The sequence below is a fragment of the Sphingomonas sp. S2-65 genome (assembly GCF_021513175.1).
Lineage (GTDB): Bacteria > Pseudomonadota > Alphaproteobacteria > Sphingomonadales > Sphingomonadaceae > Sphingomonas.
On record NZ_CP090953.1, the window covers coordinates 3,637,909 to 3,663,418 of the forward strand.

Genomic DNA, 25,510 nt, shown 5'->3' on the forward strand with positions numbered 1-25,510 from the left:
ATGGCTCGCTCAGTCTGGAAGGGTCCGTTCGTGGACCTCCATCTGCTGAAGAAGGCGCAGACCGCGCAGGAAACCAACGCGCGCGCGCCGATCAAGACCTGGTCGCGCCGCTCGACGATCCTGCCGGACTTCGTTGGCCTGACCTTCAGCGTGTACAACGGCCGCAAGTTCGTGCCGGTATCGGTCAACGAAGACATGGTCGGCATGAAGCTGGGCGAGTTCGCTCCCACCCGCTTCTTCCCGGGCCACGCTGCCGACAAGAAGGGTAAGCGCTGATGTCGAAGCCAAAGGCACCCCGTCGCGTAGGCGATAACGAAGCGCTGTCGGTCGGCACGCAGATCCGTGGTTCGGCGCAGAAGCTGAACCTGGTCGCTGGCCTGATCCGCGGCAAGAAGGTCGGCGATGCGCTGAACATCCTTCAGTTCTCGACCAAGGCGATGGCGGTTGACGCACGCAAGGTGCTCGCTTCGGCGATCGCCAATGCCGAGAACAACCACAACCTCGACGTCGACGCGCTCGTCGTCGCCGAGGCGTCGGTCGGCAAGTCGATCACGATGAAGCGCTTCGCGACCCGCGGCCGTGGCAAGTCCACCCGCATCCTGAAGCCGTTCAGCCGTCTGCGCATCGTCGTGCGCGAGCAGGAAGAAGCATAATGGGTCACAAGAGCAACCCAATCGGTCTGCGCCTGCAGATCAACCGGACGTGGGACAGCCGCTGGTTCGCCGAAGGCGCGGACTATGGCCGCCTGCTCCTGGAGGATCTCAAGATCCGCCAGTACATCATCAAGACGCTGCCCCAGGCCGCGATCTCGAAGGTGGTCATCGAGCGTCCGGCAAAGCTGTGCCGCATCTCCATCTTCGCTGCGCGCCCCGGCGTGATCATCGGCAAGAAGGGTGGCGACATCGAGAAGCTGCGCAAGACGCTCGGCGCGATGACCAGCTCCGACGTGAGCCTGAACATCGTCGAGATCCGCAAGCCCGAAGTCGACGCCAAGCTCGTCGCGCAGGGCATTGCCGACCAGCTGGAGCGCCGTATCGCGTTCCGCCGCGCCATGAAGCGTGCGGTGCAGTCGGCGATGCGTCTGGGTGCCGATGGCATCCGCGTGATGTGCGGCGGCCGTCTTGGCGGCGCCGAGATCGCGCGCAACGAGAGCTATCGCGAGGGCCGGGTGCCGCTGCACACGCTGCGCGCCAACCTCGACTATGCCGATGCGACTGCGCACACCGCTTATGGCGTGTGCGGCGTGAAGGTGTGGATCTTCAAGGGTGAGATCCTGGGCCATGATCCCATGGCGCAGGACCGGTTGATGATGGAGGCTCAGACCTCCGGCGTGCGCCCCGCGCGCGACGATCATCGCCGCTAAGGGAGTAGAGAAACATGCTGCAACCTAAGCGCACCAAGTTCCGCAAGGCTTTCAAGGGCCGCATCCATGGCGACGCCAAGGGTGGCACGGACCTCAACTTCGGGTCGTATGGCCTGAAGGCGATGGAGCCGGAGCGGATCACCGCCCGCCAGATCGAAGCGGCTCGCCGCGCGATCACGCGCCACATCAAGCGCCAGGGCCGTTTGTGGATCCGTATTTTCCCGGATCTTCCGGTTTCGTCGAAGCCTGCCGAAGTCCGCATGGGCTCGGGCAAGGGTTCGCCGGAGTTCTGGGTAGCTCGCGTCAAGCCGGGCCGCATCCTGTTCGAGCTGGACGGCGTTCCCGGTCCGCTCGCGGCGGAAGCGTTCGAGCGTGCGGCGATGAAGCTGCCGATCAAGGTCAAGGTCGTGGCGCGTCTCGGCGACACGTCGCACCTGGAGGGTTGATAGAATGACGAAGGCTACCGATCTTCGGGCCCAGACCGACGACCAGCTGAGCGACGAGCTTGGCAACCTGAAGCGCGAGGCATTCAACCTGCGCTTCCAGGCCGCGACCAGCCAGCTTGAGAAGCCGAGCCGGGTCAAGGAAGTCCGTCGGGATATCGCCCGTATCAAGACGCTGCAGTCCGAGCGTTCGCGCTCGGAAGCGAAGTAAGGAAACGAACCATGCCTAAGCGCGTGTTGACGGGGCAGATCGTCTCCGACAAGGGCGAGAAGACGGTGGTCGTGCTGGTGGAGCGTAAGGTCAAGCACCCGCTCTACGGCAAGATCATCCGTCGTTCGAAGAAGTACCATGCCCATGACGAGGGCAACGAGTATAAGGCGGGTGAGACCGTGCGCATCGAAGAGACTGCGCCGATTTCCAAGCTGAAGACCTGGAAGGTGATCGAGCGGGTTAACACCCACGCGACCCCCGAGCGGGCCGACATCGCCTAACCAAGGGCCTAACGGCTTTAACTGGAACCGCCGGGCCAGGTATTCACTGGTCCCGGTAGGCCGAACGAGAAGGAACCGGATCCATGATCCAGATGCAATCCAATCTCGAGGTCGCTGACAACAGCGGCGCGAAGCGGGTGCAGTGCATCAAGGTGCTGGGCGGCTCTAAGCGCCGCTTTGCCGGCGTTGGCGACGTTATCGTCGTCAGCGTGAAGGAGGCCGCACCCCGCGGCCGCGTGAAGAAGGGCGACGTTCACCGCGCTGTGATCGTCCGCACCGCCAAGGACGTCCGTCGTACCGACGGTTCGGTGATCCGCTTCGACGGCAATGCCGCGGTGCTGGTCAACAAGAACGAGGAGCCGATCGGCACTCGTATCTTTGGCCCGGTGGTCCGCGAGCTCCGCTCGAAGGGCTTCATGAAGATCATTTCGCTCGCCCCTGAGGTGCTGTGATGGCTGCTGCCAAGATCAAGAAGGGCGACCAGGTCATCGTCCTGTCCGGTAAGGACAAGGGACGGACCGGTGAGGTCGTCAAGTCGCTGCCCAAGGACGGCAAGGTCGTCGTGTCGGGCATCAACGTGGCGGTTCGCCACAAGAAGCCGAGCCAGACCAACCCGCAGGGTGGCCTGGAGCGTTCGGAAGCGCCGATGAATGTCTCGAAGGTCGCGCACGTGACCGCCGACGGCAAGCCCACGCGCGTCCGCTTCGAAGAGCGCGACGGCAAGAAGGTCCGCGTGGCCGTCAAGACCGGGGATGTCATCAATGGCTGATAGCTACACGCCGCGGATGCGGAAGCTGTACGACGAGACCATCGCCAAGGCGATGACCGAGAAGTTCGGCTACAAGAACGTCATGGAAGTCCCCCGGCTCGACAAGATCGTGCTGAACATGGGCGTTGGCGAAGCGACCCAGGACAAGAAGAAGGTCGAGCAGGCCGCTGGTGAGATGGAGCTGATCGCTGGTCAGAAGCCCGTCATCACCAAGGCGAAGAAGTCGATCGCGCAGTTCAAGCTGCGTGAGGGCATGCCGATCGGCGTGAAGGTCACCCTTCGCCGTGAGCGCATGTACGAGTTCCTCGACCGCTTCGTCACGATCGCGCTGCCGCGCGTCCGCGACTTCCGTGGGCTGAATCCGAAGAGCTTCGATGGACGCGGCAACTATGCCTGCGGCCTGAAGGAGCAGCTCGTATTCCCCGAGATCAACTATGACCGCATCGACAAGGTGCGCGGCATGGACGTGATCGTCACCACCACCGCTAAGACCGACGACGAGGCTCGCGAGCTTCTCCGTCTCTTCGGCTTCCCGTTCCCGCAGGATGCGGACGGCGAAGCGAAGCAAGCAGCGTAAGGGAAAGAGAACTTAAGTCATGGCGAAACTGAGTTCCGTAAACAAGAACGAGCGTCGCAAGCAGCTGGTGAAGAAGTACGCCGGCAAGTATGCGAAGCTGAAGGCGATCGCGAACGACGAGAGCCTGGATGAGACCGAGCGTCTCATCGCGCGTCTCAAGATGGCGGAAATTCCGCGCAACGGCAATCCGACCCGGATTCGCAACCGCTGCGAGCTTTCCGGCCGCCCGCGCGCTTATTACCGCAAGTTCCGTCTCGCTCGTGTGATGTTCCGTGATCTGGCCAACAAGGGCCTGATCCCCGGTGTCACCAAGTCGAGCTGGTAAGGATCACGAAGATGGCAGTGACCGATCCCCTGGGTGACATGCTCACCCGCATCCGCAACGGCCAGCGGGCGAAGAAGGACTCCGTCCTGACGCCTGCTTCCAAGCTGCGTGTCCGCGTCCTCGACGTGCTTCAGCGCGAAGGCTATATCCGCGGTTATTCCGAAGAGCAGATGGGCCCGGCAGCGGGCATCCGCATCGAGCTCAAATATTTCGAGGGTCAGCCGGCGATCAAGCACGTCGCCCGCGTCTCGAAGCCTGGCCGCCGCGTCTATTCGGGTTCGCAGGAACTTCCGCGCGTTCGCAACGGCCTGGGCATCACGATCGTCTCGACGCCGCGTGGCGTTCTGTCCGACGCCGAAGCGCGCGAACAGAATGTCGGTGGCGAAGTGCTCGCGGAGGTGTTCTGATGAGCCGCATCGGTAAGAAGCCGGTCTCCGTACCGGCAGGCGTTACCGCCTCGATCGACAATCGCGTGCTGAACGTGAAGGGCCCCAAGGGTGCGCTTTCGCTTAACCTGCGCGACGAGATCAGCTACACGCTCGAGAATGACGGCATCCTGGTGAAGCCGGCGAACGAGACCAAGGCGGCGCGTGCCTTTTGGGGCATGCAGCGCACGCTGGTCCAGAACCTGATCACCGGCGTGACCGAGGGCTTCACCAAGAAGCTCGTGATCACCGGCGTCGGCTATCGCGCCGCATCGCAGGGCAAGGTGCTCAAGCTCCAGCTCGGCTATTCGCACGACGTGAACATCGACGTGCCGGAAGGCATCGAGATCAAGACCCCCGATCAGACCACGGTCGAGATCTCGGGGATCGACAAGCAGAAGGTCGGCCAGATTGCGGCCGAGATTCGCCGCTGGCGGAAGCCCGAGCCGTATAAGGGCAAGGGCATCAAGTACGACGGCGAGTTCATCTTCCGTAAGGAAGGGAAGAAGAAGTGATCAGCACCAAGGGTCTCTCGCTTTTCGCAAAGCGTCGTCGCCGCAACCGCACTGCGCTTCGTGCGCGCGCTGGTGGCCGTCCGCGTCTGTCGATCCATCGCTCGGGCAAGCACATCTATGCCCAGGTGATCGACGACGCCGCGGGCCGCACCGTGGCCTCTGCCTCCACCCTCGAGAAGGACGTGCGCGGCTCGACCGGCGCGACCATCGCGGCGGCGCAGGAAGTCGGCAAGCGCGTTGCAGAGGCGGCCAAGGCCGCCGGCGTGACGCAGGTCGTCTTCGATCGCGGTGGCTTCCTCTATCATGGCCGCGTCAAGGCGCTGGCGGATGCCGCTCGTGAGAGCGGACTGGAGTTCTAAAGATGGCTGACGAGAACAACACGCCAGAAGCTGACGGCTCGGCCGTTCCCGCGGAAGCCAGTGCTCCGGCGCAGGACGGCGGCTACCAGGGCGGTGGCCGCGGTCGTGGCGGTCCCGGCGGCGGTGGCGGCGGTGGCCGTGGCCGTGGTGGCCCCGGCGGCGGTGGCGGTCGTGGCGGTCGCGATGGCGGTCGTGGCGGTCGTGACAACCGCGGCGGCCCGCGCGGCGCCGACGATGGCGGCGAAGAGCTGATCGAGAAGCTGGTTCACATCAACCGCGTCTCGAAGACGGTGAAGGGCGGCAAGCGCTTCGGCTTCGCGGCGCTGGTCGTCGTGGGCGACGGCAAGGGCCGGGTCGGCTTCGGTCATGGCAAGGCACGCGAAGTGCCGGAAGCCATCTCCAAGGCGACGGCAGCTGCCAAGAAGACGATGGTCCGCATTCCGCTCAAGGAAGGCCGCACGCTGCATCATGACGGCAATGGCCACTTCGGTGCCGGCCGCGTGACGCTTCGTACCGCGCCTGCCGGTACCGGCATCATCGCGGGTGGCCCGATGCGCGCCATCTTCGAATCGCTGGGCGTTGCTGACGTGGTGACCAAGTCGGTCGGCACTTCGAACCCCTACAACATGATCCGCGCCACCTTCGAGGCGCTGAACGAGCAGACTTCGCCGAAGTCGGTCGCTCAGCGGCGCGGCAAGAAGATTGCCGACCTGCTCGGCCGCGGCGGTTCGCAGACCGCCGAGGCGGATGCAGCCGCGATCGTGGAGTAACGAACATGGCAACCATCAAGATCAAGCAGATCGGCTCGCCGATCCGCCGCACGAAGGATCAGCGCGCAACGCTGATCGGCCTTGGGCTCAACAAGATGCACAAGGTCAGCGAGCTCGAGGATACGCCCGAAGTTCGTGGCATGATCCGCAAGCTGCCGCACATGGTGCAGGTCGTCGAGGGCTGAGCCCTCGTCGCCTCTACCAGGTGACATATTACCAGTGACAAGCTGGGGAGAGGGGGCTATGCGGCCCCCTTTCCAATTTCAATCAACCGTCAGCGCGACAAAAGCGAAAGCGAGTGCACGATATGAAGCTGAACGATCTCCGCGATAACCAGGGTGCCCGTCAGGGCCGCGTCCGTGTCGGCCGTGGCATCGGCTCGGGCCTGGGCAAGACCGCCGGCCGTGGCCAGAAGGGTCAGAAGAGCCGCAGCGGCGTCTCGATCAAGGGCTTCGAAGGCGGCCAGATGCCGCTTCACATGCGGATCCCGAAGCGCGGCTTCAACAACATCTTCGCCAAGGATTATGCCGAGGTGAACCTGGGCGAGATCCAGAAGATGATCGACGCAGGCCGCCTGACCGCGACCGACATCGACCACGAGGCTCTCAAAGCCGTCGGCCTGGCTCGTGGCGGCAAGGATGGCGTGCGCCTGCTCGGCAAGGGCGAGCTCACCGCGAAGCTGAGCTTCACCGTAGCCGGCGTGTCCAAGGGCGCCCGCGAAGCGGTTGAAAAGGCTGGTGGCTCGGTGACCGTGCCGGAAATCGTGCCGGCCGCAGACAAGCACAAGGCCAAGCATCGCACGACCCAGGCCGCCAAGAAGGCCGCGCAGCAGGGCTGACGCTTGCGGTTCCCCGGCACGAGCCGGGGCTCAGTATCGAGCCGCTCGATGCCTGAGCCTCGGCCCGGCCGAGGAACAAAATGCGCTAGAGGTTAGACAAGCCTCGGCGCGTGACTATATGAGCGGCGGGGGCGGTCGAACGCTTTCCCGCCGCTTTGGTTTCCAGGACAGATTCGCACATGGCATCCGCAGCCGATCAACTCGCCTCCAGCATCAGCCTGGCCAAGTTCGGCAAGGCGACCGAACTCAAGAAGCGCCTGTGGTTCACGATCGGCGCGCTGATCGTCTTCCGGCTGCTCAGCTATGTGCCGCTGCCGGGCGTTGACCCGACCCAGCTCAACCTGCTGGCGCAGCAGACCCAGGGCGGCGTGCTCGACTTCTTCAACAATTTCACGGGTGGCGCGCTCAACCGCATGTCGGTCGTGGCGCTCGGCGTCATGCCCTACATCACCGCTTCGATCGTGGTGCAGCTCGCGACGTCGCTGTCGCCGCAGCTCAACGCGATCAAGAAAGAAGGCGAGAGCGGCCGCAAGCGGCTGAACCAATATACCCGCTACGGCACGGTCGCGCTGACCGCGGTGCAGGGTTGGTTCATTGCCGTCGGCCTCGAAAGCTTCGGCGCGGCGCAGGGCCTGCAGCCGGTGATCGAGCCGGGCATGCTGTTCCGTGTCGGCGCAGTGGTGTCGCTGGTCGGCGGTACGCTGTTCCTGATGTGGATCGGCGAGCAGATCACCAGCCGCGGCATCGGCAACGGCATTTCGCTGATCATCATGGCGGGCATCGTCGCGCGCCTGCCAACCACTTTGGTCCAGCTGTTCGAGAGCGGTCGTACCGGCACGATCGACCCGCTGCGCCTCATCCTGATCCTGGTCGCGGTGATCGCGCTGGTGCTGTTCATCTGCTTCATGGAGCGCGCGCAGCGCCGCATCCTGATCCAGTATCCCAAGCGCCAGACCGCGCGGGGCGTGCAGGCCGAGCGCAGCCACTTGCCGCTGAAGCTCAACACCGCCGGCGTCATCCCGCCGATCTTCGCGTCGTCGCTGCTGCTGCTGCCGCTGACTATCACCCAGTTCGCCGGTCAGGCGACTGCGGGCGAGAGCTGGATGGGCGACCTGGTGATCAACCTGAACACCTGGCTGCGCCACGGCTCGCCGCTCTACATGGCGCTCTATGGCTTCGGCATCATTTTCTTCTCGTTCTTCTACACCGCCGTCGTGTTCAATCCGGAAGAGACCGCGGACAATCTGAAGCGGCATGGCGGGTTCATCCCGGGCATCCGTCCCGGCAAGAACACCGAGAAGTATTTCGACTATGTGCTGACCCGCATCACCGTGGTCGGCGCGGCGTACCTGACCTTCATCTGTCTGGTGCCCGAGTTCGCGATCTCGTCGCTCGGCGGTACCTTCCTGATGGGAGGCACTAGCCTTCTGATCGTGGTCAACGTAACCATGGACACAGTCGCGCAGATCCAGTCGCACTTGCTGGCGCACCAATATGGTGACCTGATCAAGAAGGCGAAGCTGAAGGGTCGGACGCGCTAACAGGCGCGAGCGCATCGAAGGGGACAGTTGCGTTGAACATCATCCTGTTGGGCCCTCCGGGCGCGGGCAAGGGCACCCAGGCGAGCCGCCTGGAAGCGGCCCGGGGCATGGTCCAGCTATCGACGGGCGACATGCTGCGCGCCGCGGTGAAGGCCGGAACGCCTACGGGCATCAAGGCCAAGGCAGTCATGGACGCGGGTGAGCTCGTTTCCGACGAGATCGTGTCCGGGATCATCGGTGAGCGGCTCGACATGGCCGACACCGAGCGGGGCGCGATCTTCGACGGCTATCCGCGGACGTCGGCACAGGCCGAATCGCTCGAGGCGCTGCTGTCCGAGCGGGGGCGCAAGCTGGACTATGTGATCGAGCTCCACGTCGACGAGGATGCGCTGGTCGATCGGATCACCGGGCGCTTCACTTGTGCGCAGTGCGGCGCCGGCTATCACGACACCTTCAAGCTGCCGGTGGTGGCGGACACGTGCGACGTGTGCGGGAGCCACGAGTTCAAGCGGCGGCCCGACGACAATGCCGAGACGGTGCGGACCCGCATGGCGGAGTACCGGGCGAAGACGGCGCCGATCCTGCCTTTCTACGAGGCCAAGGGACTGGTCCGGCACGTCGACGGCATGGCCGACATGGACGAAGTGACGCGCCAGATCGATGCGGTTCTGGATGGTGCGTCGGGGGCCTGAGGCTCTCGCGACTATCTTGTTGACGCCGAGACAATCCGGCTGCGCGGGCGTTTTTTGGCCTAATATCCCCTGAGATCAATGCGTTGAGGCTCAACTCCCGCTGCGGCGGGAGATCGGGGCCGGATCGTGCGTTGAGGGGGGATGGTAGACCCGCTTCCCATCGTGCCTTCCGACCCTTTGCCGCTCGCCGACCGTGCTGACCTGCGGGAAGTCGCGGTGCCGCAGCGCGCCTCGGCGCGGATGCGATGGGGCGAGCGATTCGCGGCGACCGCGGAGGTGGAAGTGACGCCCGCCGGCCTGCTGTCGATCGGCGGGATGGTGGGCATGATCCTGCTGGGATCGGCGGCGATCGTCCACGCCGCGGGGAAAGCCCGCGCGCGGCGGTAAACGGGGGCAGGGCGGCGCCGGGCGTCGCTTGGCGCGCCCGGAACGTTCGTGTATGTATCGGGTTCCGGTTTTCCCGGCTTGCTGCGCTTGACAGCGGGCGTGCGGCTGCATATGTCGCCTTTCTTCCGAACAGCGGTTGTACCGGCGGCGCTTCCAGCGCCAGTCGTGTCGTCGCATTTGGATGGCAACGCTACGAGATGGGACGCAGGCTGCCATGCGGCGTCCCGTGGAGCTGGGAGAACAAAGTTCATGGCACGTATTGCGGGTGTAAATATCCCGACCAACAAGCGCGTTCTGATCGCGCTTCAGTATATCCACGGCATTGGTCCGACCAAGGCCAAGGAAATCACCGAAAAGCTGGGCATCGCTACCGAGCGTCGCGTGCAGGACCTGAGCGATCAGGAAGTGCTGCAGATCCGCGAAGCGATCGACGCAGGGTACACCGTGGAAGGCGATCTTCGTCGCGAAACCGCGATGAACATCAAGCGCCTGATGGACCTGGCCTGCTATCGCGGCCTGCGTCACCGCAAGGGCCTGCCGGTCCGTGGCCAGCGCACGCATACCAATGCGCGCACCCGCAAGGGCAAGGCCAAGCCGATCGCTGGTAAGAAGAAGTAAGCCGCTGGGCCGCTTTCCGAGCGGCCCGCCTGCTCTTCGCTTTTCGAAGGATTTCCAATAATGGCACGTGAACCGCAGCGCATTAAGCGTCGTGAGCGCAAGAACATCACCTCTGGCGTCGCGCATGTGAACGCCAGCTTCAACAACACCATGATCACCATCACCGATGCGCAGGGCAATGCGATCAGCTGGTCGTCGGCCGGCATGATGGGCTTCAAGGGTTCGCGCAAGTCGACCCCGTACGCCGCCCAGGTCGCTGCCGAGGACGCTGGCCGCAAGGCAGCCGAGCACGGCGTGCGCACCCTGGAAGTGGAAGTGAAGGGCCCGGGTTCGGGTCGTGAGAGCGCGCTTCGCGCCCTCCAGGCGGTCGGTTTCCAGATCACGTCCATCCGCGACGTGACTTCGATCCCGCACAACGGCGTTCGTCCTTCGAAGCGCCGTCGCGTCTGATCTGCCCTGCTTGAACCGCGGGCCCGGGGGCGGGCCTGCGGTCGGCAGTTATTTTCTGGCAGGCCGCCCCAGCCTGCCCAACATGAGGAAAGCCTGTGTCGGTCAATTCCAAGAACTGGCAGGAACTCAAGAAGCCAACCGGCCTTGAAAAGAAGCCGGGTGGCGATACCAAGCGCAAGTCGACCTTTGTGGCCGAACCGCTCGAGCGCGGCTTCGGCCTTACGCTTGGAAACGCTTTGCGCCGCGTGTTGCTGTCATCGCTTCAGGGCGCTGCGGTCACCTCGATCAAGATCGAGAACGTGCTGCACGAATTCTCCTCGCTTGCTGGTGTGCGTGAAGACGTGACGGACATCGTCCTGAACGTGAAGCAGATCGCCATTCGCATGCAGGGCGAGGGCGCCAAGCGCCTGCAGCTCTCCGCGACGGGCCCGGCCGAAGTGAAGGCCGGCGACATCGCCGTTTCCGGCGACATCGAAGTGATGAACCCCGAACTGGTGATCTGCCACCTGGACGAGGGCGCGACGCTCAACATGGAGCTGACCGCCGATGTCGGTAAGGGCTATGTCCCCGCCGCGTCGAACCGTCCGGCGGATGCGCCGATCGGCCTGATCCCGGTCGACGCCCTGTACAGCCCGGTTCGCCAGGTGTCGTACAAGGTCGAGAACACCCGCGTCGGCCAGGAGCTCGATTACGACAAGCTCACGCTTTCGATCGAGACCGATGGCACCATCACTCCGGAAGACGCCGTGGCCTATGCCGCGCGCATCCTTCAGGACCAGCTGGCGCTGTTCGTCCACTTCGACGATTCGGCCGTCACGCGCTCGGCACCTATCCAGGCCGGTGGCGTTCCCGCCGCCGCTCCGGAATCGGGTGGCGATACCGCGCAGATCAACCGCTACCTCCTCAAGAAGGTGGACGAGTTGGAGCTGTCGGTGCGTTCGGCGAACTGCCTGAAGAACGACAACATCATCTATATCGGCGACCTGGTCCAGAAGACCGAAGCCGAGATGCTGCGCACTCCGAACTTCGGCCGCAAGTCCTTGAACGAGATCAAGGAAGTGCTGTCGTCGATGGGCCTGCGGCTGGGGATGGAAATCCCGGGCTGGCCGCCGGAGAACATCGAAGAGATGGCAAAGAAGCTCGAGCAGGAGATCATGGGCTAAATCCCAGGATCTGTTGTGGAGACAAAAAAGGCCGTCCCGCAAGGGACGGCCTTTTTTCATGCCTTGGCGGCGGCGCCGAGCCGAAGCCGTCGGAAGCGGAGCGTCAGCGCACCCAGCGCTGCATCGCTGGAAACGCACCCTCGCCGCGCTCGCGCGTCATGCCGAACCATTGCAGGAGCGGCACGCCGACATAGCGCCCTTCCGCGAAATTCTCGGCCAGGTAGCCGCCGCCGCTGCCATAGCCGGCATCGTGAAACACGATCGCGGGATCGATGCCGATCTCCAGAGCCGCCGCCCAGGACCATGCAATCGCCGCCATTTCCTCACCCTGATCGGGGGAGACCGCCTCCGCCGTCGCGCGCGAAGCGGGATCGCTGACTGCGATATGCCCGGCGTCGTGCAGCAGGTCCCCAGGCCAACCAAGGCGCTCGGGGTCGACGATCAGCCGTCCGCGGACCACGTCCATGCCCGGAAGCACCGTGGCGTGGGGCAGATCGGCAATCTCCACGGGGATGCCGACCCTCTCGACAAAGGCGAGGATCTTCGCGGTTACGGGCTGGTCGAACGGGCGCATGCGGCCAGCCTATCACAGCAAGGACGCGCGGGAATGACGTTGTTCGCGGTGGCGGGCCGGCCCGCGTCTATCCTGCATCCGCCGACGGATCGTAGCTGCCGAAGGTCCAGACGTTCCCCTCGCTATCACGCGCACTGTAGCTGCGGCCGCCATAGGATTGATCCTCCGGCGGCAGGACGATCTCGGCACCCGCGCTCCGTGCGGTCGCCGCGTGCCCGTCGACATCATCGAGCACGACGTAGATCGATTGCGTGACGGCACCGGCCTGGGTCGGCGTGCGCATGCGGACGGCCTCGGAAAACGGCGTCGGCACTGCGGATGACAGGATGATCATGTGCCCGTCTTTGATCAGCTGAGCGTGGGCGATCCGGTTCGGGTCGTCCGGATCGGCATAGACCGCGTGGCGGGTGAAGCCGAATGCGGCGCATAGAAAGGCGATGGCGGCGGGTGCATCGGCATAACGGAGCACCGGAATGATCGCGGGGGTAACGGGCATGGTGGTTTCTCCCAATTTGCTGCGGCTCCGAGATAGCGGCACCGGGGAAGCCGATCTTGAAGCTTTGCGTCACTCGCGGACGCCGCCGCCGTCTGGCAGAAGATGCCGGCGAAGCGCGGCCGGGGTCATGCTGGCATAGCGTGCGACCTCGCGGGTGAGGTGCGGCTGATCGGCATAGCCGGCGGCAACCGCGGCCTGGGCGAGCGGCAGCGCCGGGCCCGCCTGCAATCGCGCGGCAAAGCGTTCGAACCGGGCGAGGCCGGCATAGGTGCGCGGCTCAAGCCCTGTCGCCTGCTTGAAGGTTTCGGCCAGGCGCTTGCGGCTCCAGCCGAGTTCGGTCGCGATCGCCTCGACCCGCGCCCCGGCACGCAGGCGCCGGGCGATGTGCGCGATCGCCGGAGACGGGTCGGCGGCGGCGGCCAGCCGGTCGCCGATCAATGTGTCGAGCAGTGTCCAGCGCGCTTCGGCATCCACGACGTCCAGCAGCTTGTCTCCCAGGCGCAGCATGTCGAAGGCGGGCAAGTCGGAGAGCGGGACGATCCGGTCGGTGAGATCGGCTATGCTGGTGCCTGCCAGGCGCGCCAGTGTCGCCAGGGGGGCTTGGACGTGGACCCCGGCCATCGCGCCGGTGGAGCGCGACAGCGAGGTCGCCTGGGCCAGTCCCGCGATGAAGCCCTCACCAGCGCGCAGCCGGACCGCGTTTCCCTGCGCGTCGACCAGGTCGAGGTCGCTGGCCAGGTTGACGATCAGCGTGCCCCGCGTGCCGGCCAGCTCTCGGCGCGTATCGAACGAAGTGGTGCTTTCCGACCACCAGCCATAGCCACTGATCGCGTCGCGCAGATGCTCGGCGGGGGCGACATCAACCATGTGCCACCGGTCGTTGCCGTCGTCGAACTCACGGAGTCGGGTTGGCGTGCGCATGGCCCAGGATGCGGCGCGGGTCGCCGCCCGTCCAGAGTGTCCCGGAACCGGAGGTCCATGGTGGTTACGACGTCGGCCCCGACTGGTTACCGTAACCCGTCGGGGCGGTTGCCGCGTCTGGCTGGAGCGGTTACGTTCCTGCTCGTGAGGGCTGCTTCGCAATCAACCGCTCAGCGGCGTGACGGTTTCCGGTTCTTGGCCGGACACCCAGTACTGGATCTTACCGCAACGTTAACGGCGCGGGCAAGTGGCAGGGCGCTCGATCTGTTGGCGACGCCCGAGGATCTGCGGCGCTGGCTGATCAGCGCCGGGGTGGCGACTGCGGTGGACAAGGTGAGCCAGGCGGAGCTGGACAGCGCGCGGCGGTTGCGCGAGGCGTTCTTTGCCCTGGCGAGCGGTGCTGGTGGGAAGTGGGCGTTGGCGGCGGTGAACGCGGCTGCGGCGGGCGACGCCGCCGTGCCGGTACTGGATGCTGTAGGGCATGTGGTGCGCGAAGGAAGCGCGGGCGCACACCTGGCGGCGCTCGCGCGCGAAGCGGTCTTGCTGTTCGGGGGCGATGCTGCCGGGCGCGTGAAAGGGTGCGAAGGCGAGGGGTGCGGGACGGTGTTCCTGGACGCCTCACGCAAGGGCGATCGGCGCTGGTGCTCGATGCGCGGCTGTGGCAACCGCGCCAAGGTGGCGGCGTTTCGGAAGCGGGGGAAAGCGGGAAGCGCTTGACTTTGCGAGCCAGGTCGGCTTTGGGCGCCGCTTCGCGTTTGTGCGCGTGGGTTGTTGGCGGTGGCCCTGATCACCGCCTGGTCTGGGGTTCCGTCAAACGGCCCCTTAACGAACGAAGGAAGAGATTATGCGTCATCGTGTTGGCGGCCGTAAGCTGCAGCGTACCTCGGCTCACCGCCTGGCCCTGTTCCGCAACATGTCGGCCGCGCTGATCAAGCATGAGCAGATCACCACCACCGTCGCCAAGGCGAAGGAGCTTCGTCCCTATGTGGAGAAGCTGATCACGCTGGCGAAGAAGGGTGGCCTGTCCAATCGCCGTCTGGCGCATTCGCGCCTGCTCGACGACGCGCAGCTGGTGAAGCTGTTCGACGTGCTGGCGACCCGCTATGCCGATCGCGCCGGCGGCTATACCCGCATCATCAAGGCCGGCATCCGCAAGTCGGACGCCTCGCCGATGGCGATCATCGAGTTCGTCGACCGCGACGTGTCGGCCAAGGGCCAGGATTCGGGCCCGGTCTATAACGACGACGATTTCGCCGACGCCGCCTGATCGCTTCAGGACGTTGAGAAATTCGGGGGCGGCGGCACTGCGGTGCGGCCGCCCTTTTTCGTTCCGGGAGGCGGCGATGCGGCGTTGGGTGCTGGTGGCGGCGGTGGCGCTGGGCGGGTGCGGCGACAGCGGCCTGGCTGAGCGGCGCGCGGCGGCGGGGGCCGATCCCACGCTGGCCGACTATTTGCGGGTAAGCGATGCGGCGCGCGGAGGGCGGCTGTTCGGGCAATGTGCGGCGTGTCACACGGTCCGCGAGGGCGGGCCGGACCTGAACGGGCCCAACCTGCACGGCGTGGTGGGACGGAGAATCGCCGAGGGGCGGGCGCGGGTCGGCTACAGCGCGGCGTTGCAGGCGAAGCCGGGCGTGTGGACGCCCGAGGCGCTGGACGCGTGGCTGACCGCGCCGCAGCGCTTCGCCCCGGGGACCAGCATGCGGTTCGGCGGGATTGCCGATCCGCTCGACCGGGCGGACGTGATCGCGTTTCTGCGGGCGAACTAACCTCCAAGGCACTGGGAGGATTGCGAGCCAGACACACGAAAAGCGGTGACAAGCCCGGCGCTCGGCGGATAGCTTTCGGCGTACCTCATGCACCTGCCGACGAAAGGCCTTTGATGCGCCGCACCCTGTTTGCCCTTCCGCTTCTTTTCGTTTCTCCCGCACTTGCCCAGACCGCTTCGGAGCCTTCCGCACCCATGACCAAGCCCGCTTATCCGCAGACCCGCCGCGTCGACGTGGTGGAGCAGCAGTTCGGGGTGAAGGTCGCCGACCCGTATCGCTGGCTGGAGAACGACGTCCGCGGCGACAAGGAAGTCGCGGCCTGGGTGGCGGCGCAGAACCAGGTGACCAACGCCTATCTGGCGACGCTGCCCGGGCGCCAGCTGTTCGCGCAGCGGATCAAGACGCTGTTCAACTATGAGCGCTTCGGCGTGCCGGTGAAGAAGGGCGGGCGCTACTTCTATTCGCATAATAGCGGCCTGCAGAACCAGGCGGTGTTGTGGGTGCGCGACCAGCTGAACGGCCAGGGGCGCGTGCTGATCGACCCGAATGGCTGGTCGAAGGACGGGGCGACGGCGCTGGCCGAGTGGCTGCCCTCCGAGGACGGCAAGCTGCTGGCCTATTCGATCCAGGACGGAGGGACCGACTGGCGCACGATCAAGGTGCTGGATACCGCGACCGGCAAGGACACCGGCGACGAGATCGGCTGGGCCAAGTACACGATGGGGGTGTCCTGGGCGAAGGACGGCACCGGCTTCTTCTACTCGCGCTATCCCGAGCCGCCCGCCGCGGAGAAGTTTCAGGCCACCAGCGAGAACCAGAAGGTGTTCTTCCACAAGCTGGGCACGCCGCAGTCCGCCGACCGGCTGGTCTATGCGACTCCGGAGAACCCCAAGCTCGGCCATTATGCCGGGATCACCGACGATGGCCGGTATCTGGTGATCGGCACCACCGAAGGCACCGACAACCGCAACATGGTGCATGTCGTCGACCTGAGCGACCCCAGCTGGACGCCGCGGACGATCATCGGCCGGCTCGAGAACGACTGGAGCGCGATCGGCAACCAGGGCTCGCGGCTGTTCTTCTCGACCAATGCCGGCGCGCCGCGCGACCGGATCGTCAGCATCGACCTCAACGATCCGAGTCTGACGCCCAAGGAGATCGTGCCCGAGCAGAAGGAAACGCTGGCGGGCGCGTCGATCGTCGGCGGGCGGCTGGTGCTCAACTATATGGTCGACGCGAAGACCGAGGTGCGCCGCTACACGCTGGACGGCAAGGCCGAGGGTAAGGTGACCCTGCCGGGCATCGGCACCGCGAGCGGCTTTGGCGGGGAGGTGGACGATCCCGAGACCTTCTTCGCGTTCACCAGCTTCAACTATCCCACCACGATCTTCCGCTACGATGTGAAGACCGGCCAGGCGACGCCCTGGGCGCAGCCCAAGGTCGCGTTCGACCCCAGCCAGTACAAGGTCGAGCAGCGCTTCTTCGCGTCGAAGGACGGGACCAAGGTGCCGATGTTCGTGGTGCGCAAGGCGACCACCACCGGGCCGGCACCGACATTGCTGTGGGGCTATGGCGGGTTCAACGTGCCCTATACCCCCAGCTTCTCGGCGGCCCGGGTGGCGTGGATGGAGCAGGGCGGCGTGTTCGTGCTGGCCAACATCCGCGGCGGCGGCGAATATGGCAAGGCGTGGCACGATGGCGGACGACTGGCCAACAAGCAGAACGTGTTCGACGACTTCATCGGCGCGGGCGAGTATCTGATCCGCGAAGGCATCTCCGGCAAGAACCAGCTGGCGATCCAGGGCGGCTCCAATGGCGGGCTGCTGATCGGCGCGGTGGTCAACCAGCGGCCCGACCTGTTCGCGGCGGCGCTGCCGGCGGTGGGCGTGATGGACATGCTGCGCTTCGACCGGTTCACCGCGGGGCGCTATTGGGTCGACGATTATGGCTATCCGTCGAAGGAGGCCGACTTCAAGCGGCTCTACGCCTATTCGCCCTATCACAATATCAAGGGCGGGCGGGACTATCCGGCGATCCTGGTGACCACCGCGGACACCGACGATCGCGTCGTGCCCGGCCACAGCTTCAAATACACCGCCGCGCTGCAGGCGGCGGACATCGGCGACAAGCCGCACCTCGCCCGCATCGAGACACGCGCGGGACATGGCTCGGGCAAGCCGACCGACAAGATCATCGAGGAAACGTCGGACCTGTACGCCTTTGCCGCCAAGTGGACGGGCATGGACGTAAAGCCGCGCTGACCAGGCGCTGCTGCCGTTCGCTCCCGCGGGCGAACGGCAGCTTCCGCCACGCCTCGTCGTCCAGCACGGTCGAGGCGCTACCCGCGAGCCGGCCTTGTTTCGGCCTCAGCAAGCCCGCCCTCGGCCTGCGCGATAGCGGCGATCAAGGAGCATGAAGCTCGCCGTGACGCAGGTGAAGGCGAGCAGGAGCGCGAGCAGGGTTCGCCGGACTGCTTGCTCGATCACCGGCCATAGCGACTGCGCATGTGCCGCCTCGATCGTCAACGCGATCGCCTGCCCCACCACTGTCCCGATCAGCGCGATCGCCAGCACGCGCCAGAAGAAGAAGGCCAGACCACCCGAGATCACCGGGGGGCGCTCCAGATACCGCGAAACCACCAGGGCGGGATGGCCAAAGTCATCCAACGCGTCTTGCTCTTCGTCGCTGGTCAGCGGCCGCCCACGCACCAGCTCGGCGGCCTCGATCCGCTCGAGCAGCACGCCGCGCAGTTCGGCCAGGATGTCGGATCGCTGCGCGCGCGGCATCCAGAAGGACATCCGCTTCAGGTATCGGTCAAGGGCGGTCATCGGCTTTGCTCCCCGGTCAGTGCTTCGAGCCCAGCAGTCTGGCGACGCCATTCGCCGATCAGGGCCGCATAGGTCTCGGCGCCGACGGACGAGAGGCGGTAGAAGCGCTTGTTGCGCGACCCCTCCATTCGCCACTCGCTCGTCAACAGCGCCTGTTCTTCGAGCCGACGCAGCATGGGATAGAGCGCGCCTTCCTCTATCTCGACGCCGCCGCCGGCCAGGGCATCGCGCACCGCCGTGCCGTTCGCTTCCTCCCGCAGAACGGCGAGGACGGCGAGGACCAACGTGCCGCGTCGCAACTCCTGGCGCAGCGCGTCGGCGACAGGCCGCTTCGTGGGCGTTCCTCCGCTCAACGGGCTCTCGCCGCATTGGCTTTTACGGCCGAGACGATGGCCGCGCCTTTGCCGGCTGGCAGATCATGGCCCATGCCCTCGATCGTCATGAACCGCGCCCCGGCGATCGTGTCGGCAACCTCCTGGCCCGATTTAGGCGAGATCAGGGGATCGTCCCCACCGTGGATTACCAGCGTGGGGGTCTGGATCTTGGCCAGCCTCGGGCGGAGATCGCCAAGCACTAGCATCGCCGCGCCCTGCCGCGCGAAGCCGACCGGGTCCGCGTCGCGCGCGACGGTCCGTTCGATCAGCTGCCGCGCCGCGTCGGCATCGAAGCCGGATGCGCGGCCGGCGAGTGCGCGATAGCTGGCAAGCCGGCGGGCCAGCACCTGCGGCGCGCCATCGTTGGGGGACGGCTGCGGAATGGCGGACAGCGTCGCAGGATCAGCCGGCATCGGGATCTGGGGATTGCCCGAGTTCGCGGCGATGAGGTTGAGCGAGCGGACGCGTTCTGGCCGAGCCTCCGCAACGAGAGCGGCGATGGTGGCACCACCCGATATGCCGAGCAGGTCGGCGCGGGCGATCCCGAGCTGGTCGAGCAGCGCAACGGCGTCCTTCGCCATGTCGTCGGCGGTGTAGGGAAGATCCGGCTTCTTGCCGGCGCCGAGTGCCCCGAAAATTGCGGCCCAATCCGGAGAGCCCGCACGGGAAAAATGCGTCGAGGTGCCGGCGTCGCGATTGTCGAAGACGATGACGCGGAACCCGGCGCGGGCGAGGCGATCGATCAACTCGGGCGGCCACTCGATCAACTGCATGCCCGTCCCGGCGATCAGCAGCAGCGGCCGGCCCTTTGCCGGCCCGGCGATGCGATAGGCAAGTTGCACGCCGTTCGCCTGCACCAGCGCCGTCGCGGCCTGCCGATCCCCGGAAGCAGCGACAGCGGGCGAACAGGCAAGCGTGGTCGAAAGGCAGGCAAGGACAAGCAGTCGGTGCATGAGTGACACTCCGTTACTCTGACTGCATGCATTGCACAGTGTGCGTCGCACTGTCAACGGTCCGGCGCCTGGCGGAAGTCATGTTGCGGAAGCGGGGAGATGCGCGTCAGCGAAAAATCAGCACCTGCGCGAAACTGCGGCGGCAGCTAGCGCCCGCAAAGGGAGCCACCCGCAATTTGAACGAAGGCCCGCCTGAACCGCTTACGGCTCGAAAGTGGAAGATCTGACACCCACTCGCTTGCCGACGGTCAGCGGATTAGCTGGCAAAGTTGGATTTGCTTTGCTGGTATTCGCCGATGCTTGGTCTCTACGCCCCCGCTTGCCCCGCCACGAACCTGCGGCAGACAAGAACTTCGCCAACTTCACCTTCGTCCAAAGCGCCGCGGTTCCGCGCAAATGCGTGGGTTCTTCATCCAACCAAAAGGTTGGTTGATCCGCGGCTCTCGAGTCGGCGCCTGCCGTGCGGCGCGGCCGACTTTACAGACCGGCGCACCCTGCCTATCGGCCAGCCATGACGGTCGAGCACAGCGAATCCATCCTCATCGTCGATTTCGGCAGCCAGGTTACCCAGCTGATCGCGCGCCGCGTGCGCGAGGCCGGGGTCTATTCCGAGATCGCACCCTTCACCACTGCCCGCGAGGCGTTCGAGCGGATGAAGCCGCAGGGCGTGATCCTGTCGGGCTCGCCCGCTTCGGTGCTGACCGAAGGAAGCCCGCGCGTGCCCCAGGAGATCTTCGATTCCGGGCTGCCGGTGCTGGGCATCTGCTATGGCCAGCAGACCATGACTCACCAGCTCGGCGGCGACGTGGTGCTGGGGGATTCGGGCGAATTCGGCCAGGCGTTCGTCGACGTGGTCGACGATTGCGAGCTGTTCGACGGGCTGTGGCAGGTCGGCGAGAAGCACCAGGTGTGGATGAGCCATGGCGACAAGGTGACCGCGCTCGCGCCCGGCTTCCGCGCGGTGGCGACCAGCCCGGGCGCGCCGCATGCGGTGATCGCCAACGACGCCAAGCGCTATTATGCGATGCAGTTCCACCCCGAGGTGGTGCACACGCCCGACGGCGCGCGACTGCTGGCCAATTTCGTCCGGCACGTGTGCGGGCTGAAGGGCGAGTGGACGATGGCGGAGTTCCGCGCCGCCAAGATTGCCGAGATCCGCGCGCAGGTGGGCAGCGGCCGCGTGATCTGCGGGCTGTCGGGCGGCGTCGACTCCGCGGTTGCGGCGGTGCTGATCCATGAGGCGATCGGCGAGCAGCTGACGTGCGTGTTCGTCGATCATGGCCTGATGCGCAGCGGCGAGGCCGATCAGGTCGTCAGCCTGTTTCGCGGGCATTACAACATCCCGCTCGTCCATGTGAACGCCGAGACGCTGTTCCTGAACGGGCTTGCCGGGCTCACCGATCCCGAGGCCAAGCGCAAGTTCATCGGCAAGACCTTCATCGAAGTGTTCGAGGATGAAGCCAAGAAGATCGGTGGCGCCGACTTCCTGGCGCAGGGCACGCTGTATCCCGACGTGATCGAGAGCGTGAGCTTCACCGGCGGGCCGAGCGTGACGATCAAGAGCCACCACAATGTCGGCGGGCTGCCCGAGCGCATGAACATGAAGCTGGTCGAGCCGCTGCGCGAGCTGTTCAAGGACGAGGTCCGCGAACTCGGCCGCGAGCTGGGGCTGCCCGACATCTTCGTCGGACGGCACCCGTTCCCGGGCCCCGGCCTGGCGATCCGCATTCCCGGCGAAGTCACCAAGGAACGCTGCGACATCCTGCGCAAGGCCGATGCGATCTACCTCGAGGAGATCCGCAACGCCGGGCTGTACGATGCGATCTGGCAGGCGTTCGCGGTGCTGCTGCCGGTGCGCAGCGTCGGCGTGATGGGCGATGGCCGGACCTATGACAGCGTGCTGGCGCTGCGGGCGGTGACTTCGACCGATGGGATGACCGCGGTCGCGTTCCAGTTCCCCGGCGACTTTCTGCCGCGGGTGGCGACGCGGATCGTCAACGAAGTGCGCGGCGTCAACCGGGTGACCTACGACTACACGTCGAAGCCGCCCGGTACGATCGAATGGGAATGATCTGACCTCCGGTACAGGCCGGCACTGGGAGGCAATACGCTACGGAAAAGCCCGCAGAAATGCGGGCTTTTTTCGTCTGGGGGATACAACTGTAAGCGCCCGGTCTCGATTGTGTCTCTCAATAACCCGCCCTTCCGCTTCCGCTCAATAGTCGCCGCTCGGCTCATGCACCCTGGCGATCGAAAGCAGTCCGCTGGCCCTACCAAAACTTGGAATGTTTCGGCCACGACCCAGCCTCGGCCGCCGCGATCACTTGCGCCACTGTGATCGGCGTTCGTCTTCGTGCGGTCTTTCGTGAAACCCAATACCATCCTGCCACTAGCGCGAGCACCAGCAAGACAACCGGCGAGGCCCAAAATGCGAGCACCGCTACGGCAAGGGAGAAGAAAAGATATAACACGCCGCACCCTGCCGCAAGGCGAGGTTCGAAGTGGCTAACCCATTCCCGGTGCAGGTGCCGTAGGTCGGTTCCGAACTGACAATGCAAAAGCGCTAAGAATTCCGCAGCCTCGCGCTCGCTCATGCCAAGATCTTCACAGAGCCGGTGTGGCAAGTCGATCTCTTCACTAGATGTGCTTCGATGAGCCGCCAGGAGGCTAACCACCTTAGATGCGATCGGCTGATCTATCATGTTTCTAATTATCACAGACAAATGGAGGCTCGGCAACGACCGCAAGCCATCGCCCCTCCGCGCACAATCCACAAGCCGAGGCGGGAAAGCAATTAATGGAGAATATACCTCTTGGCGTCATGTATCAGCGTAGGAGGGGATCGATGACACCTCTAGGATTTCTGGTTTTCGGCGGTTTGGGACTCCTGGTTTGGGCGCTACTTCCATCTTCGAACCGTAGTGCTCAATCAGCCGCTGGCTGTGCGGCTCTTTCCTTTTTGCTTGGCCCGCTTGCCCTGCTTGCTGGAATCGCCTTCCTCTTCATGGTCGCTGTGGCCGCAGGGCAGGGCTAGGGCCAAGTTCTGCTCCATTGAACAAGCGCGAAGCGACGGAAGGTGAGCGTCAGCTTTTGAAGATTGACGCTCTGAAGCCGCCATTCCGCTTTCCAACCGCGTAAAGACGTCCGAACCGCTGGTGCGGCGCCCGGATAGCGGCTGTCGGATTGATGTGAATGAGCGTCCGGAGTTGGGGAGCTGAAAGGGTGGTCTGGACGACCGATTGTGGGCCGGCTCAGATCTCCGTGCGCTCGGCCAATTCCAAAGCGTCCTCTACGTCAACGCCCAGGTAACGCACGGTGCTGTCTATCTTGGCATGGTCGGTCTCGATGTAGCTAAGCCCGCTACTACGAGCGAGAGCGCCGCGTGTTCGAGCCGTGCTCCCCCGGTTGGTAAGCCACCGTCGAGCGCGAGCGTCGCCATACCGTGCACGGCCGACCAGCAGGCGAGTGTCGCAGCAGGACGACGAGCAGCGGCTCGCTCGGCGCAAGGCGGAACACTTCGAGTCCGAAAGGCAGCAGCACGCCCGCCAGCATCGCCGACGCGATCGAGGCGGGGATCGCCGTGGCGAGCCGCGCGAGCGCGGGGATCGCGCCGAGCATCGCGGTCATCAGCCCGGCAGCGAGGAACACGCCGCACGCGACCGGCCAGGAGAGCGGCTGCGCCGTCGCCAGCAGCGCTGCTCCAGGCGTCGACCAGGCGAGCACCACCGGGATGCGGAGCCGGAAGGAAAGCGCAGCGCCGGCGATCGCGATGCCGAGGCACAAGGCGGTCACTGCGGACCCGGTCTGATCGACCGATGCGCCGAGATTGGCCATTGCCTGGATGACCAGCGCGATCGTGCCGCCAAAACCCAGCGCGGCGGCGACGAGCGCCGAGGACCAGGCGGAGAGGGGAAGGAGGGATCGAAGCATGGGGCGCCCTCTTGTCATCGTCTTCGAACGGCAAACAGGCGGACGAGGATGGCTCCTCGTCCGCCTGCGATGGTCAGCTTAGGGAGCTGGCGTCAGCCGGCCTTGCGCGCGGACTCCCTGGCCGCTTGGTCGATCACGTCGGCGACGACCTTGGGTTGGGTCTTGAAGACCGCGTGGCTTGCCTTCACCTCCACCGTCGCCGCGGCGATCCGCTTGGCCATCGAACGCAGCATCTTGAGGTCGAACGCCTTGTCGTCGGTGGCGATCACGGCCCAGCTCGGGCGGCTGCGCCAGGCCGCATGCTCGAGCTTGGTGCCGAAGGCCGACATGCGGATCGGCACCTGCGAGTCGCGCATGAAGGCGGCGTCGGCGTCGCTCGTGTCGGCGGCGAAGCCGGCCTTGAATTGCGCGGGCAGGACGAAACCGAACCCGTCACCATGCGTGTCGAGCTTGAACTCGGGCGGGGTGGTGAAGCCGTCATATTGCTGCGCGGTGCTCTCGCCCGCATCCGGAGAGAGTGCGGAGACATAGACGAGCCCGGCAACCTTGGGGTGGACGCCCGCTTCGGTGATCACGGTGCCGCCCCAGCTATGGCCGACGAGGATGGCCGGGCCGTCCTGGCGGTCGAGCGCGCGCTGGGTCGCCGCGACATCGTCGGCCAGCGACGTGAGCGGGTTCTGCACCACCGTGACGCGATAGCCGCGCTTGGTGAGGTTGTCATAGACCCCGCGCCAGCCAGAACCATCGGCAAAGGCGCCATGGACAAGGACGACGTTCTTCACTGCCTGTTCCTGCGGCAGCGACTGGCTGGTCTGGGCCTGGGCGGCGGTAGCGAGGCCCGCAGCGACGGTTACGGTGGCGGCGAAGGTCAGAATGTTACGAAGCATGATCATGTCCTTTCTTGGGTTCAGGCGGCGAGGAAGACGCGGACCGCGAGGCCGTTCCGCGTCAGGTGGGAATAGGGGCACACGACGCCGGCCTCTTCGATCAGGTCGGCGGCGAGGGCGGGCTCGATCTCGGGGAGAGTGACGGCAAGCGCGACGTCTAGGCCGAAGCCGGTGCCGTCCTCACGCATCCCGATCCCGACGGTGGCGGCGACGTTGGTTTCGGCGGTCAGCTCCAGCTTGTGGCGGCGGGCGACGAACTTGACTGCGCCCAGGAACGAGGCGGCATAACCGCAGGCGAAGAGCTGTTCGACGTTGGCGCCCTGGCCAGCGGGGCCGCCGAGTTCCTTCGGCGTCATCAAGGCGAAAGCCAGTGCGCCGTCATCGGTCATGGCATGACCGGTTCGGCCACCGGTCGCAGAAGCGCGGGCTCGATACAGGATGTCCATCCACCATCTCCAATGCTGCGATAACGTTTATCGCGATATATGTATCGATGATCCGGATGGACTTGTCTAGGATAATGTTTATCGCGATATTAGAGACTTGCGCGATTTTCGCGCGCGTTCGAGGATTTTCCATGACCGACCCTGCCGGCCCGGTGCCGCTCGACGACCAGCTTTGCTATGCGGTGTATTCCGCGGCCATGGCGATCCAGCGGCTGTACAAGCCGCTGCTCGACCGGCTGGGGCTGACCTACCCGCAGTATCTGGTGCTCAACGTCCTGTGGGCGAAAGATGGCCAGACCGTGGGCGGGATCGCGGAGCAGCTGGCGCTGGAATCGAGCACGCTCACGCCGCTGCTCAAGCGGCTCGAAGCGGCAGGGCTGGTGCGCCGATCGCGCAATCCGCGGAACGAGCGGCAGGTGCTGGTGTCGCTCACCGCGAAGGGCCGCGACCTACGGCAGGATGCGGGCTGCCTGGCCGACGCGCTGCTCGCCGGATCGGGCCAGACCGCGGCCGAGCTGGGTTCGCTCAACCAGAGCACCCGGCAGCTTCGCGACTCACTGTACGGGCATATCGGTGCATGGTCGCGGGGTGGCGTCGACGAGGTGTGA

Annotated in this window: 37 protein-coding genes; 28 read left to right on the forward strand and 9 right to left on the reverse strand. The window is 65.4% G+C overall.

Annotated elements, in window-relative coordinates; genetic code table 11:
• The 22 genes from rpsS to LZ586_RS17275 all read left to right on the forward strand — a co-directional run bounded on the left by rpsS (position 1) and on the right by LZ586_RS17275 (position 11,727).
• A complete protein-coding gene (gene rpsS, locus LZ586_RS17170; RefSeq protein ID WP_029936458.1) occupies positions 1–276 on the forward strand; it encodes a 30S ribosomal protein S19 in 276 nt (91 codons plus the stop codon).
• Positions 276–653, forward strand: coding sequence for a 50S ribosomal protein L22 (gene rplV, locus LZ586_RS17175; RefSeq protein WP_184084657.1), 378 nt, complete (start codon positions 276–278; stop codon positions 651–653). Before rpsS ends, rplV begins: the two co-directional genes overlap by 1 nt.
• On the forward strand, positions 653–1,363 hold the full coding sequence (rpsC, locus tag LZ586_RS17180; protein ID WP_184084654.1) for a 30S ribosomal protein S3: 711 nt from the start codon (positions 653–655) through the stop codon (positions 1,361–1,363). Before rplV ends, rpsC begins: the two co-directional genes overlap by 1 nt.
• A gap of 14 nt (positions 1,364–1,377) precedes the next feature.
• Entirely contained in the window at positions 1,378–1,809 is a 432-nt protein-coding gene (rplP, locus tag LZ586_RS17185) for a 50S ribosomal protein L16 (protein WP_235077524.1), read from the forward strand.
• 4 nt (positions 1,810–1,813) lie between these two features.
• Positions 1,814–2,017, forward strand: coding sequence for a 50S ribosomal protein L29 (gene rpmC, locus LZ586_RS17190; protein WP_184084649.1), 204 nt, complete (start codon positions 1,814–1,816; stop codon positions 2,015–2,017).
• An 11-nt stretch (positions 2,018–2,028) separates the two neighbouring features.
• Positions 2,029–2,298, forward strand: coding sequence for a 30S ribosomal protein S17 (gene rpsQ, locus LZ586_RS17195; protein ID WP_184084646.1), 270 nt, complete (start codon positions 2,029–2,031; stop codon positions 2,296–2,298).
• An 83-nt stretch (positions 2,299–2,381) separates the two neighbouring features.
• Positions 2,382–2,750, forward strand: coding sequence for a 50S ribosomal protein L14 (gene rplN, locus LZ586_RS17200; RefSeq protein ID WP_235077525.1), 369 nt, complete (start codon positions 2,382–2,384; stop codon positions 2,748–2,750).
• Positions 2,750–3,067, forward strand: coding sequence for a 50S ribosomal protein L24 (gene rplX, locus LZ586_RS17205; RefSeq protein WP_235077526.1), 318 nt, complete (start codon positions 2,750–2,752; stop codon positions 3,065–3,067). Before rplN ends, rplX begins: the two co-directional genes overlap by 1 nt.
• A complete protein-coding gene (gene rplE / locus LZ586_RS17210) occupies positions 3,060–3,644 on the forward strand; it encodes a 50S ribosomal protein L5 (protein WP_235077527.1) in 585 nt (194 codons plus the stop codon). The genes rplX and rplE overlap by 8 nt, the downstream gene beginning before the upstream one ends.
• A gap of 19 nt (positions 3,645–3,663) precedes the next feature.
• Entirely contained in the window at positions 3,664–3,969 is a 306-nt protein-coding gene (gene rpsN / locus LZ586_RS17215; RefSeq protein ID WP_235077528.1) for a 30S ribosomal protein S14, read from the forward strand.
• 11 nt (positions 3,970–3,980) lie between these two features.
• Positions 3,981–4,376 (forward strand): 30S ribosomal protein S8, encoded by a 396-nt coding sequence (gene rpsH, locus LZ586_RS17220; protein ID WP_184084631.1) that lies wholly within the window; start codon positions 3,981–3,983, stop codon positions 4,374–4,376.
• Complete coding sequence (gene rplF, locus LZ586_RS17225; RefSeq protein ID WP_184084628.1) at positions 4,376–4,909, forward strand: 50S ribosomal protein L6; 534 nt, start codon at positions 4,376–4,378, stop codon at positions 4,907–4,909. The genes rpsH and rplF overlap by 1 nt, the downstream gene beginning before the upstream one ends.
• On the forward strand, positions 4,909–5,268 hold the full coding sequence (gene rplR / locus LZ586_RS17230) for a 50S ribosomal protein L18 (RefSeq protein WP_235079842.1): 360 nt from the start codon (positions 4,909–4,911) through the stop codon (positions 5,266–5,268). Before rplF ends, rplR begins: the two co-directional genes overlap by 1 nt.
• A 2-nt stretch (positions 5,269–5,270) precedes the next feature.
• A complete protein-coding gene (gene rpsE, locus LZ586_RS17235) occupies positions 5,271–6,038 on the forward strand; it encodes a 30S ribosomal protein S5 (RefSeq protein ID WP_235077529.1) in 768 nt (255 codons plus the stop codon).
• A gap of 5 nt (positions 6,039–6,043) precedes the next feature.
• A complete protein-coding gene (gene rpmD, locus LZ586_RS17240) occupies positions 6,044–6,223 on the forward strand; it encodes a 50S ribosomal protein L30 (RefSeq protein WP_235077530.1) in 180 nt (59 codons plus the stop codon).
• Between the two features lie 122 nt (positions 6,224–6,345).
• The gene (gene rplO / locus LZ586_RS17245) at positions 6,346–6,876 is read left to right on the forward strand and encodes a 50S ribosomal protein L15 (protein WP_235077531.1); all 531 of its coding nucleotides are present in this window, start codon (positions 6,346–6,348) and stop codon (positions 6,874–6,876) included.
• A 179-nt stretch (positions 6,877–7,055) separates the two neighbouring features.
• Positions 7,056–8,417 carry a preprotein translocase subunit SecY gene (secY, locus tag LZ586_RS17250; protein ID WP_235077532.1) on the forward strand — a complete coding sequence of 454 codons (1,362 nt, stop codon included), beginning with the start codon at positions 7,056–7,058 and terminating at the stop codon, positions 8,415–8,417.
• A gap of 32 nt (positions 8,418–8,449) precedes the next feature.
• Positions 8,450–9,109, forward strand: a complete 660-nt coding sequence (locus LZ586_RS17255) for an adenylate kinase (protein ID WP_235077533.1) — start codon at positions 8,450–8,452, stop codon at positions 9,107–9,109.
• Positions 9,110–9,271: 162 nt separating this feature from the next.
• Positions 9,272–9,496 (forward strand): hypothetical protein, encoded by a 225-nt coding sequence (locus tag LZ586_RS17260; RefSeq protein ID WP_235077534.1) that lies wholly within the window; start codon positions 9,272–9,274, stop codon positions 9,494–9,496.
• Positions 9,497–9,745: 249 nt separating this feature from the next.
• Positions 9,746–10,114, forward strand: coding sequence for a 30S ribosomal protein S13 (gene rpsM, locus LZ586_RS17265; RefSeq protein ID WP_235077535.1), 369 nt, complete (start codon positions 9,746–9,748; stop codon positions 10,112–10,114).
• A 60-nt stretch (positions 10,115–10,174) separates the two neighbouring features.
• Positions 10,175–10,564: a 30S ribosomal protein S11 gene (rpsK, locus tag LZ586_RS17270; RefSeq protein ID WP_077511532.1), complete on the forward strand. Its 390-nt coding sequence runs from the start codon at positions 10,175–10,177 to the stop codon at positions 10,562–10,564.
• Between the two features lie 95 nt (positions 10,565–10,659).
• The gene (locus LZ586_RS17275; RefSeq protein ID WP_235077536.1) at positions 10,660–11,727 is read left to right on the forward strand and encodes a DNA-directed RNA polymerase subunit alpha; all 1,068 of its coding nucleotides are present in this window, start codon (positions 10,660–10,662) and stop codon (positions 11,725–11,727) included.
• A gap of 103 nt (positions 11,728–11,830) precedes the next feature.
• Here LZ586_RS17275 and LZ586_RS17280 read toward each other — a convergent pair whose 3' ends face one another.
• The 3 genes from LZ586_RS17280 to LZ586_RS17290 form a co-directional block, all read right to left on the reverse strand.
• Positions 11,831–12,301 (reverse strand): hypothetical protein, encoded by a 471-nt coding sequence (locus LZ586_RS17280; RefSeq protein ID WP_235077537.1) that lies wholly within the window; start codon positions 12,299–12,301, stop codon positions 11,831–11,833.
• A gap of 67 nt (positions 12,302–12,368) precedes the next feature.
• The gene (locus tag LZ586_RS17285; protein ID WP_235077538.1) at positions 12,369–12,797 is read right to left on the reverse strand and encodes a VOC family protein; all 429 of its coding nucleotides are present in this window, start codon (positions 12,795–12,797) and stop codon (positions 12,369–12,371) included.
• 69 nt (positions 12,798–12,866) lie between these two features.
• Positions 12,867–13,718, reverse strand: coding sequence for an AraC family transcriptional regulator (locus tag LZ586_RS17290; RefSeq protein WP_235077539.1), 852 nt, complete (start codon positions 13,716–13,718; stop codon positions 12,867–12,869).
• A gap of 57 nt (positions 13,719–13,775) precedes the next feature.
• Here LZ586_RS17290 and LZ586_RS17295 point away from each other — a divergent pair, with 57 nt between their 5' ends.
• From LZ586_RS17295 to LZ586_RS17310, 4 genes are all read left to right on the forward strand, one after another.
• Complete coding sequence (locus LZ586_RS17295) at positions 13,776–14,435, forward strand: CGNR zinc finger domain-containing protein (RefSeq protein WP_235077540.1); 660 nt, start codon at positions 13,776–13,778, stop codon at positions 14,433–14,435.
• 127 nt (positions 14,436–14,562) lie between these two features.
• Positions 14,563–14,985 carry a 50S ribosomal protein L17 gene (gene rplQ, locus LZ586_RS17300; RefSeq protein ID WP_235077541.1) on the forward strand — a complete coding sequence of 141 codons (423 nt, stop codon included), beginning with the start codon at positions 14,563–14,565 and terminating at the stop codon, positions 14,983–14,985.
• Between the two features lie 76 nt (positions 14,986–15,061).
• Entirely contained in the window at positions 15,062–15,484 is a 423-nt protein-coding gene (locus LZ586_RS17305; protein ID WP_235077542.1) for a c-type cytochrome, read from the forward strand.
• Between the two features lie 113 nt (positions 15,485–15,597).
• Positions 15,598–17,745: a prolyl oligopeptidase family serine peptidase gene (locus tag LZ586_RS17310; protein ID WP_235077543.1), complete on the forward strand. Its 2,148-nt coding sequence runs from the start codon at positions 15,598–15,600 to the stop codon at positions 17,743–17,745.
• A 105-nt stretch (positions 17,746–17,850) separates the two neighbouring features.
• Here LZ586_RS17310 and LZ586_RS17315 read toward each other — a convergent pair whose 3' ends face one another.
• From LZ586_RS17315 to LZ586_RS17325, 3 genes are read right to left on the reverse strand one after another with little or no spacing between them, the layout of a single operon-like run.
• Complete coding sequence (locus tag LZ586_RS17315) at positions 17,851–18,312, reverse strand: HAAS signaling domain-containing protein (protein WP_235077544.1); 462 nt, start codon at positions 18,310–18,312, stop codon at positions 17,851–17,853.
• Positions 18,309–18,665: a PadR family transcriptional regulator gene (locus tag LZ586_RS17320; RefSeq protein ID WP_235077545.1), complete on the reverse strand. Its 357-nt coding sequence runs from the start codon at positions 18,663–18,665 to the stop codon at positions 18,309–18,311. The genes LZ586_RS17315 and LZ586_RS17320 overlap by 4 nt, the downstream gene beginning before the upstream one ends.
• A complete protein-coding gene (locus LZ586_RS17325) occupies positions 18,662–19,639 on the reverse strand; it encodes an alpha/beta fold hydrolase (protein ID WP_235077546.1) in 978 nt (325 codons plus the stop codon). The genes LZ586_RS17320 and LZ586_RS17325 overlap by 4 nt, the downstream gene beginning before the upstream one ends.
• 511 nt (positions 19,640–20,150) lie before the next feature.
• On the opposite strand from LZ586_RS17325, the gene guaA reads away from it, so the two are divergent.
• Entirely contained in the window at positions 20,151–21,710 is a 1,560-nt protein-coding gene (gene guaA / locus LZ586_RS17330) for a glutamine-hydrolyzing GMP synthase (protein ID WP_235077547.1), read from the forward strand.
• A gap of 1,292 nt (positions 21,711–23,002) precedes the next feature.
• On the opposite strand, the gene LZ586_RS17340 is transcribed toward guaA, so the two are convergent.
• The 3 genes from LZ586_RS17340 to LZ586_RS17350 form a co-directional block, all read right to left on the reverse strand.
• The gene (locus LZ586_RS17340; protein WP_235077548.1) at positions 23,003–23,569 is read right to left on the reverse strand and encodes a benzoate/H(+) symporter BenE family transporter; all 567 of its coding nucleotides are present in this window, start codon (positions 23,567–23,569) and stop codon (positions 23,003–23,005) included.
• A gap of 92 nt (positions 23,570–23,661) precedes the next feature.
• Positions 23,662–24,456, reverse strand: coding sequence for an alpha/beta fold hydrolase (locus LZ586_RS17345; protein ID WP_235077549.1), 795 nt, complete (start codon positions 24,454–24,456; stop codon positions 23,662–23,664).
• 20 nt (positions 24,457–24,476) lie between these two features.
• Positions 24,477–24,902 carry an Ohr family peroxiredoxin gene (locus LZ586_RS17350; RefSeq protein WP_235077550.1) on the reverse strand — a complete coding sequence of 142 codons (426 nt, stop codon included), beginning with the start codon at positions 24,900–24,902 and terminating at the stop codon, positions 24,477–24,479.
• Positions 24,903–25,033: 131 nt separating this feature from the next.
• On the opposite strand from LZ586_RS17350, the gene LZ586_RS17355 reads away from it, so the two are divergent.
• Positions 25,034–25,510, forward strand: coding sequence for a MarR family winged helix-turn-helix transcriptional regulator (locus tag LZ586_RS17355; protein WP_235077551.1), 477 nt, complete (start codon positions 25,034–25,036; stop codon positions 25,508–25,510).

Coding starts and splice junctions, on each gene's coding strand:
- rplO (WP_235077531.1), top strand. CDS start 6,346: ATGAAGCTGAACGATCTCCGCGATAACCAGGGTGCCCGTCAGGGCCGC.
- rplE (WP_235077527.1), top strand. CDS start 3,060: ATGGCTGATAGCTACACGCCGCGGATGCGGAAGCTGTACGACGAGACC.
- LZ586_RS17310 (WP_235077543.1), top strand. CDS start 15,598: ATGCGCCGCACCCTGTTTGCCCTTCCGCTTCTTTTCGTTTCTCCCGCA.
- guaA (WP_235077547.1), top strand. CDS start 20,151: ATGACGGTCGAGCACAGCGAATCCATCCTCATCGTCGATTTCGGCAGC.
- rpsC (WP_184084654.1), top strand. CDS start 653: ATGGGTCACAAGAGCAACCCAATCGGTCTGCGCCTGCAGATCAACCGG.
- rpmC (WP_184084649.1), top strand. CDS start 1,814: ATGACGAAGGCTACCGATCTTCGGGCCCAGACCGACGACCAGCTGAGC.
- rplV (WP_184084657.1), top strand. CDS start 276: ATGTCGAAGCCAAAGGCACCCCGTCGCGTAGGCGATAACGAAGCGCTG.
- rplP (WP_235077524.1), top strand. CDS start 1,378: ATGCTGCAACCTAAGCGCACCAAGTTCCGCAAGGCTTTCAAGGGCCGC.
- rpsQ (WP_184084646.1), top strand. CDS start 2,029: ATGCCTAAGCGCGTGTTGACGGGGCAGATCGTCTCCGACAAGGGCGAG.
- LZ586_RS17345 (WP_235077549.1), bottom strand. CDS start 24,456: ATGCTTCGTAACATTCTGACCTTCGCCGCCACCGTAACCGTCGCTGCG.
- rpmD (WP_235077530.1), top strand. CDS start 6,044: ATGGCAACCATCAAGATCAAGCAGATCGGCTCGCCGATCCGCCGCACG.
- rpsN (WP_235077528.1), top strand. CDS start 3,664: ATGGCGAAACTGAGTTCCGTAAACAAGAACGAGCGTCGCAAGCAGCTG.
- LZ586_RS17350 (WP_235077550.1), bottom strand. CDS start 24,902: ATGGACATCCTGTATCGAGCCCGCGCTTCTGCGACCGGTGGCCGAACC.
- LZ586_RS17340 (WP_235077548.1), bottom strand. CDS start 23,569: ATGCTTCGATCCCTCCTTCCCCTCTCCGCCTGGTCCTCGGCGCTCGTC.
- rplX (WP_235077526.1), top strand. CDS start 2,750: ATGGCTGCTGCCAAGATCAAGAAGGGCGACCAGGTCATCGTCCTGTCC.
- LZ586_RS17285 (WP_235077538.1), bottom strand. CDS start 12,797: ATGCCCGTTACCCCCGCGATCATTCCGGTGCTCCGTTATGCCGATGCA.
- rplQ (WP_235077541.1), top strand. CDS start 14,563: ATGCGTCATCGTGTTGGCGGCCGTAAGCTGCAGCGTACCTCGGCTCAC.
- rpsK (WP_077511532.1), top strand. CDS start 10,175: ATGGCACGTGAACCGCAGCGCATTAAGCGTCGTGAGCGCAAGAACATC.
- secY (WP_235077532.1), top strand. CDS start 7,056: ATGGCATCCGCAGCCGATCAACTCGCCTCCAGCATCAGCCTGGCCAAG.
- rpsE (WP_235077529.1), top strand. CDS start 5,271: ATGGCTGACGAGAACAACACGCCAGAAGCTGACGGCTCGGCCGTTCCC.
- rpsM (WP_235077535.1), top strand. CDS start 9,746: ATGGCACGTATTGCGGGTGTAAATATCCCGACCAACAAGCGCGTTCTG.
- LZ586_RS17315 (WP_235077544.1), bottom strand. CDS start 18,312: ATGACCGCCCTTGACCGATACCTGAAGCGGATGTCCTTCTGGATGCCG.
- rplN (WP_235077525.1), top strand. CDS start 2,382: ATGATCCAGATGCAATCCAATCTCGAGGTCGCTGACAACAGCGGCGCG.
- rplF (WP_184084628.1), top strand. CDS start 4,376: ATGAGCCGCATCGGTAAGAAGCCGGTCTCCGTACCGGCAGGCGTTACC.
- LZ586_RS17280 (WP_235077537.1), bottom strand. CDS start 12,301: ATGCGCCCGTTCGACCAGCCCGTAACCGCGAAGATCCTCGCCTTTGTC.
- LZ586_RS17290 (WP_235077539.1), bottom strand. CDS start 13,718: ATGCGCACGCCAACCCGACTCCGTGAGTTCGACGACGGCAACGACCGG.
- LZ586_RS17305 (WP_235077542.1), top strand. CDS start 15,062: ATGCGGCGTTGGGTGCTGGTGGCGGCGGTGGCGCTGGGCGGGTGCGGC.
- LZ586_RS17295 (WP_235077540.1), top strand. CDS start 13,776: ATGGTGGTTACGACGTCGGCCCCGACTGGTTACCGTAACCCGTCGGGG.
- rpsH (WP_184084631.1), top strand. CDS start 3,981: ATGGCAGTGACCGATCCCCTGGGTGACATGCTCACCCGCATCCGCAAC.
- LZ586_RS17325 (WP_235077546.1), bottom strand. CDS start 19,639: ATGCACCGACTGCTTGTCCTTGCCTGCCTTTCGACCACGCTTGCCTGT.
- rpsS (WP_029936458.1), top strand. CDS start 1: ATGGCTCGCTCAGTCTGGAAGGGTCCGTTCGTGGACCTCCATCTGCTG.
- LZ586_RS17355 (WP_235077551.1), top strand. CDS start 25,034: ATGACCGACCCTGCCGGCCCGGTGCCGCTCGACGACCAGCTTTGCTAT.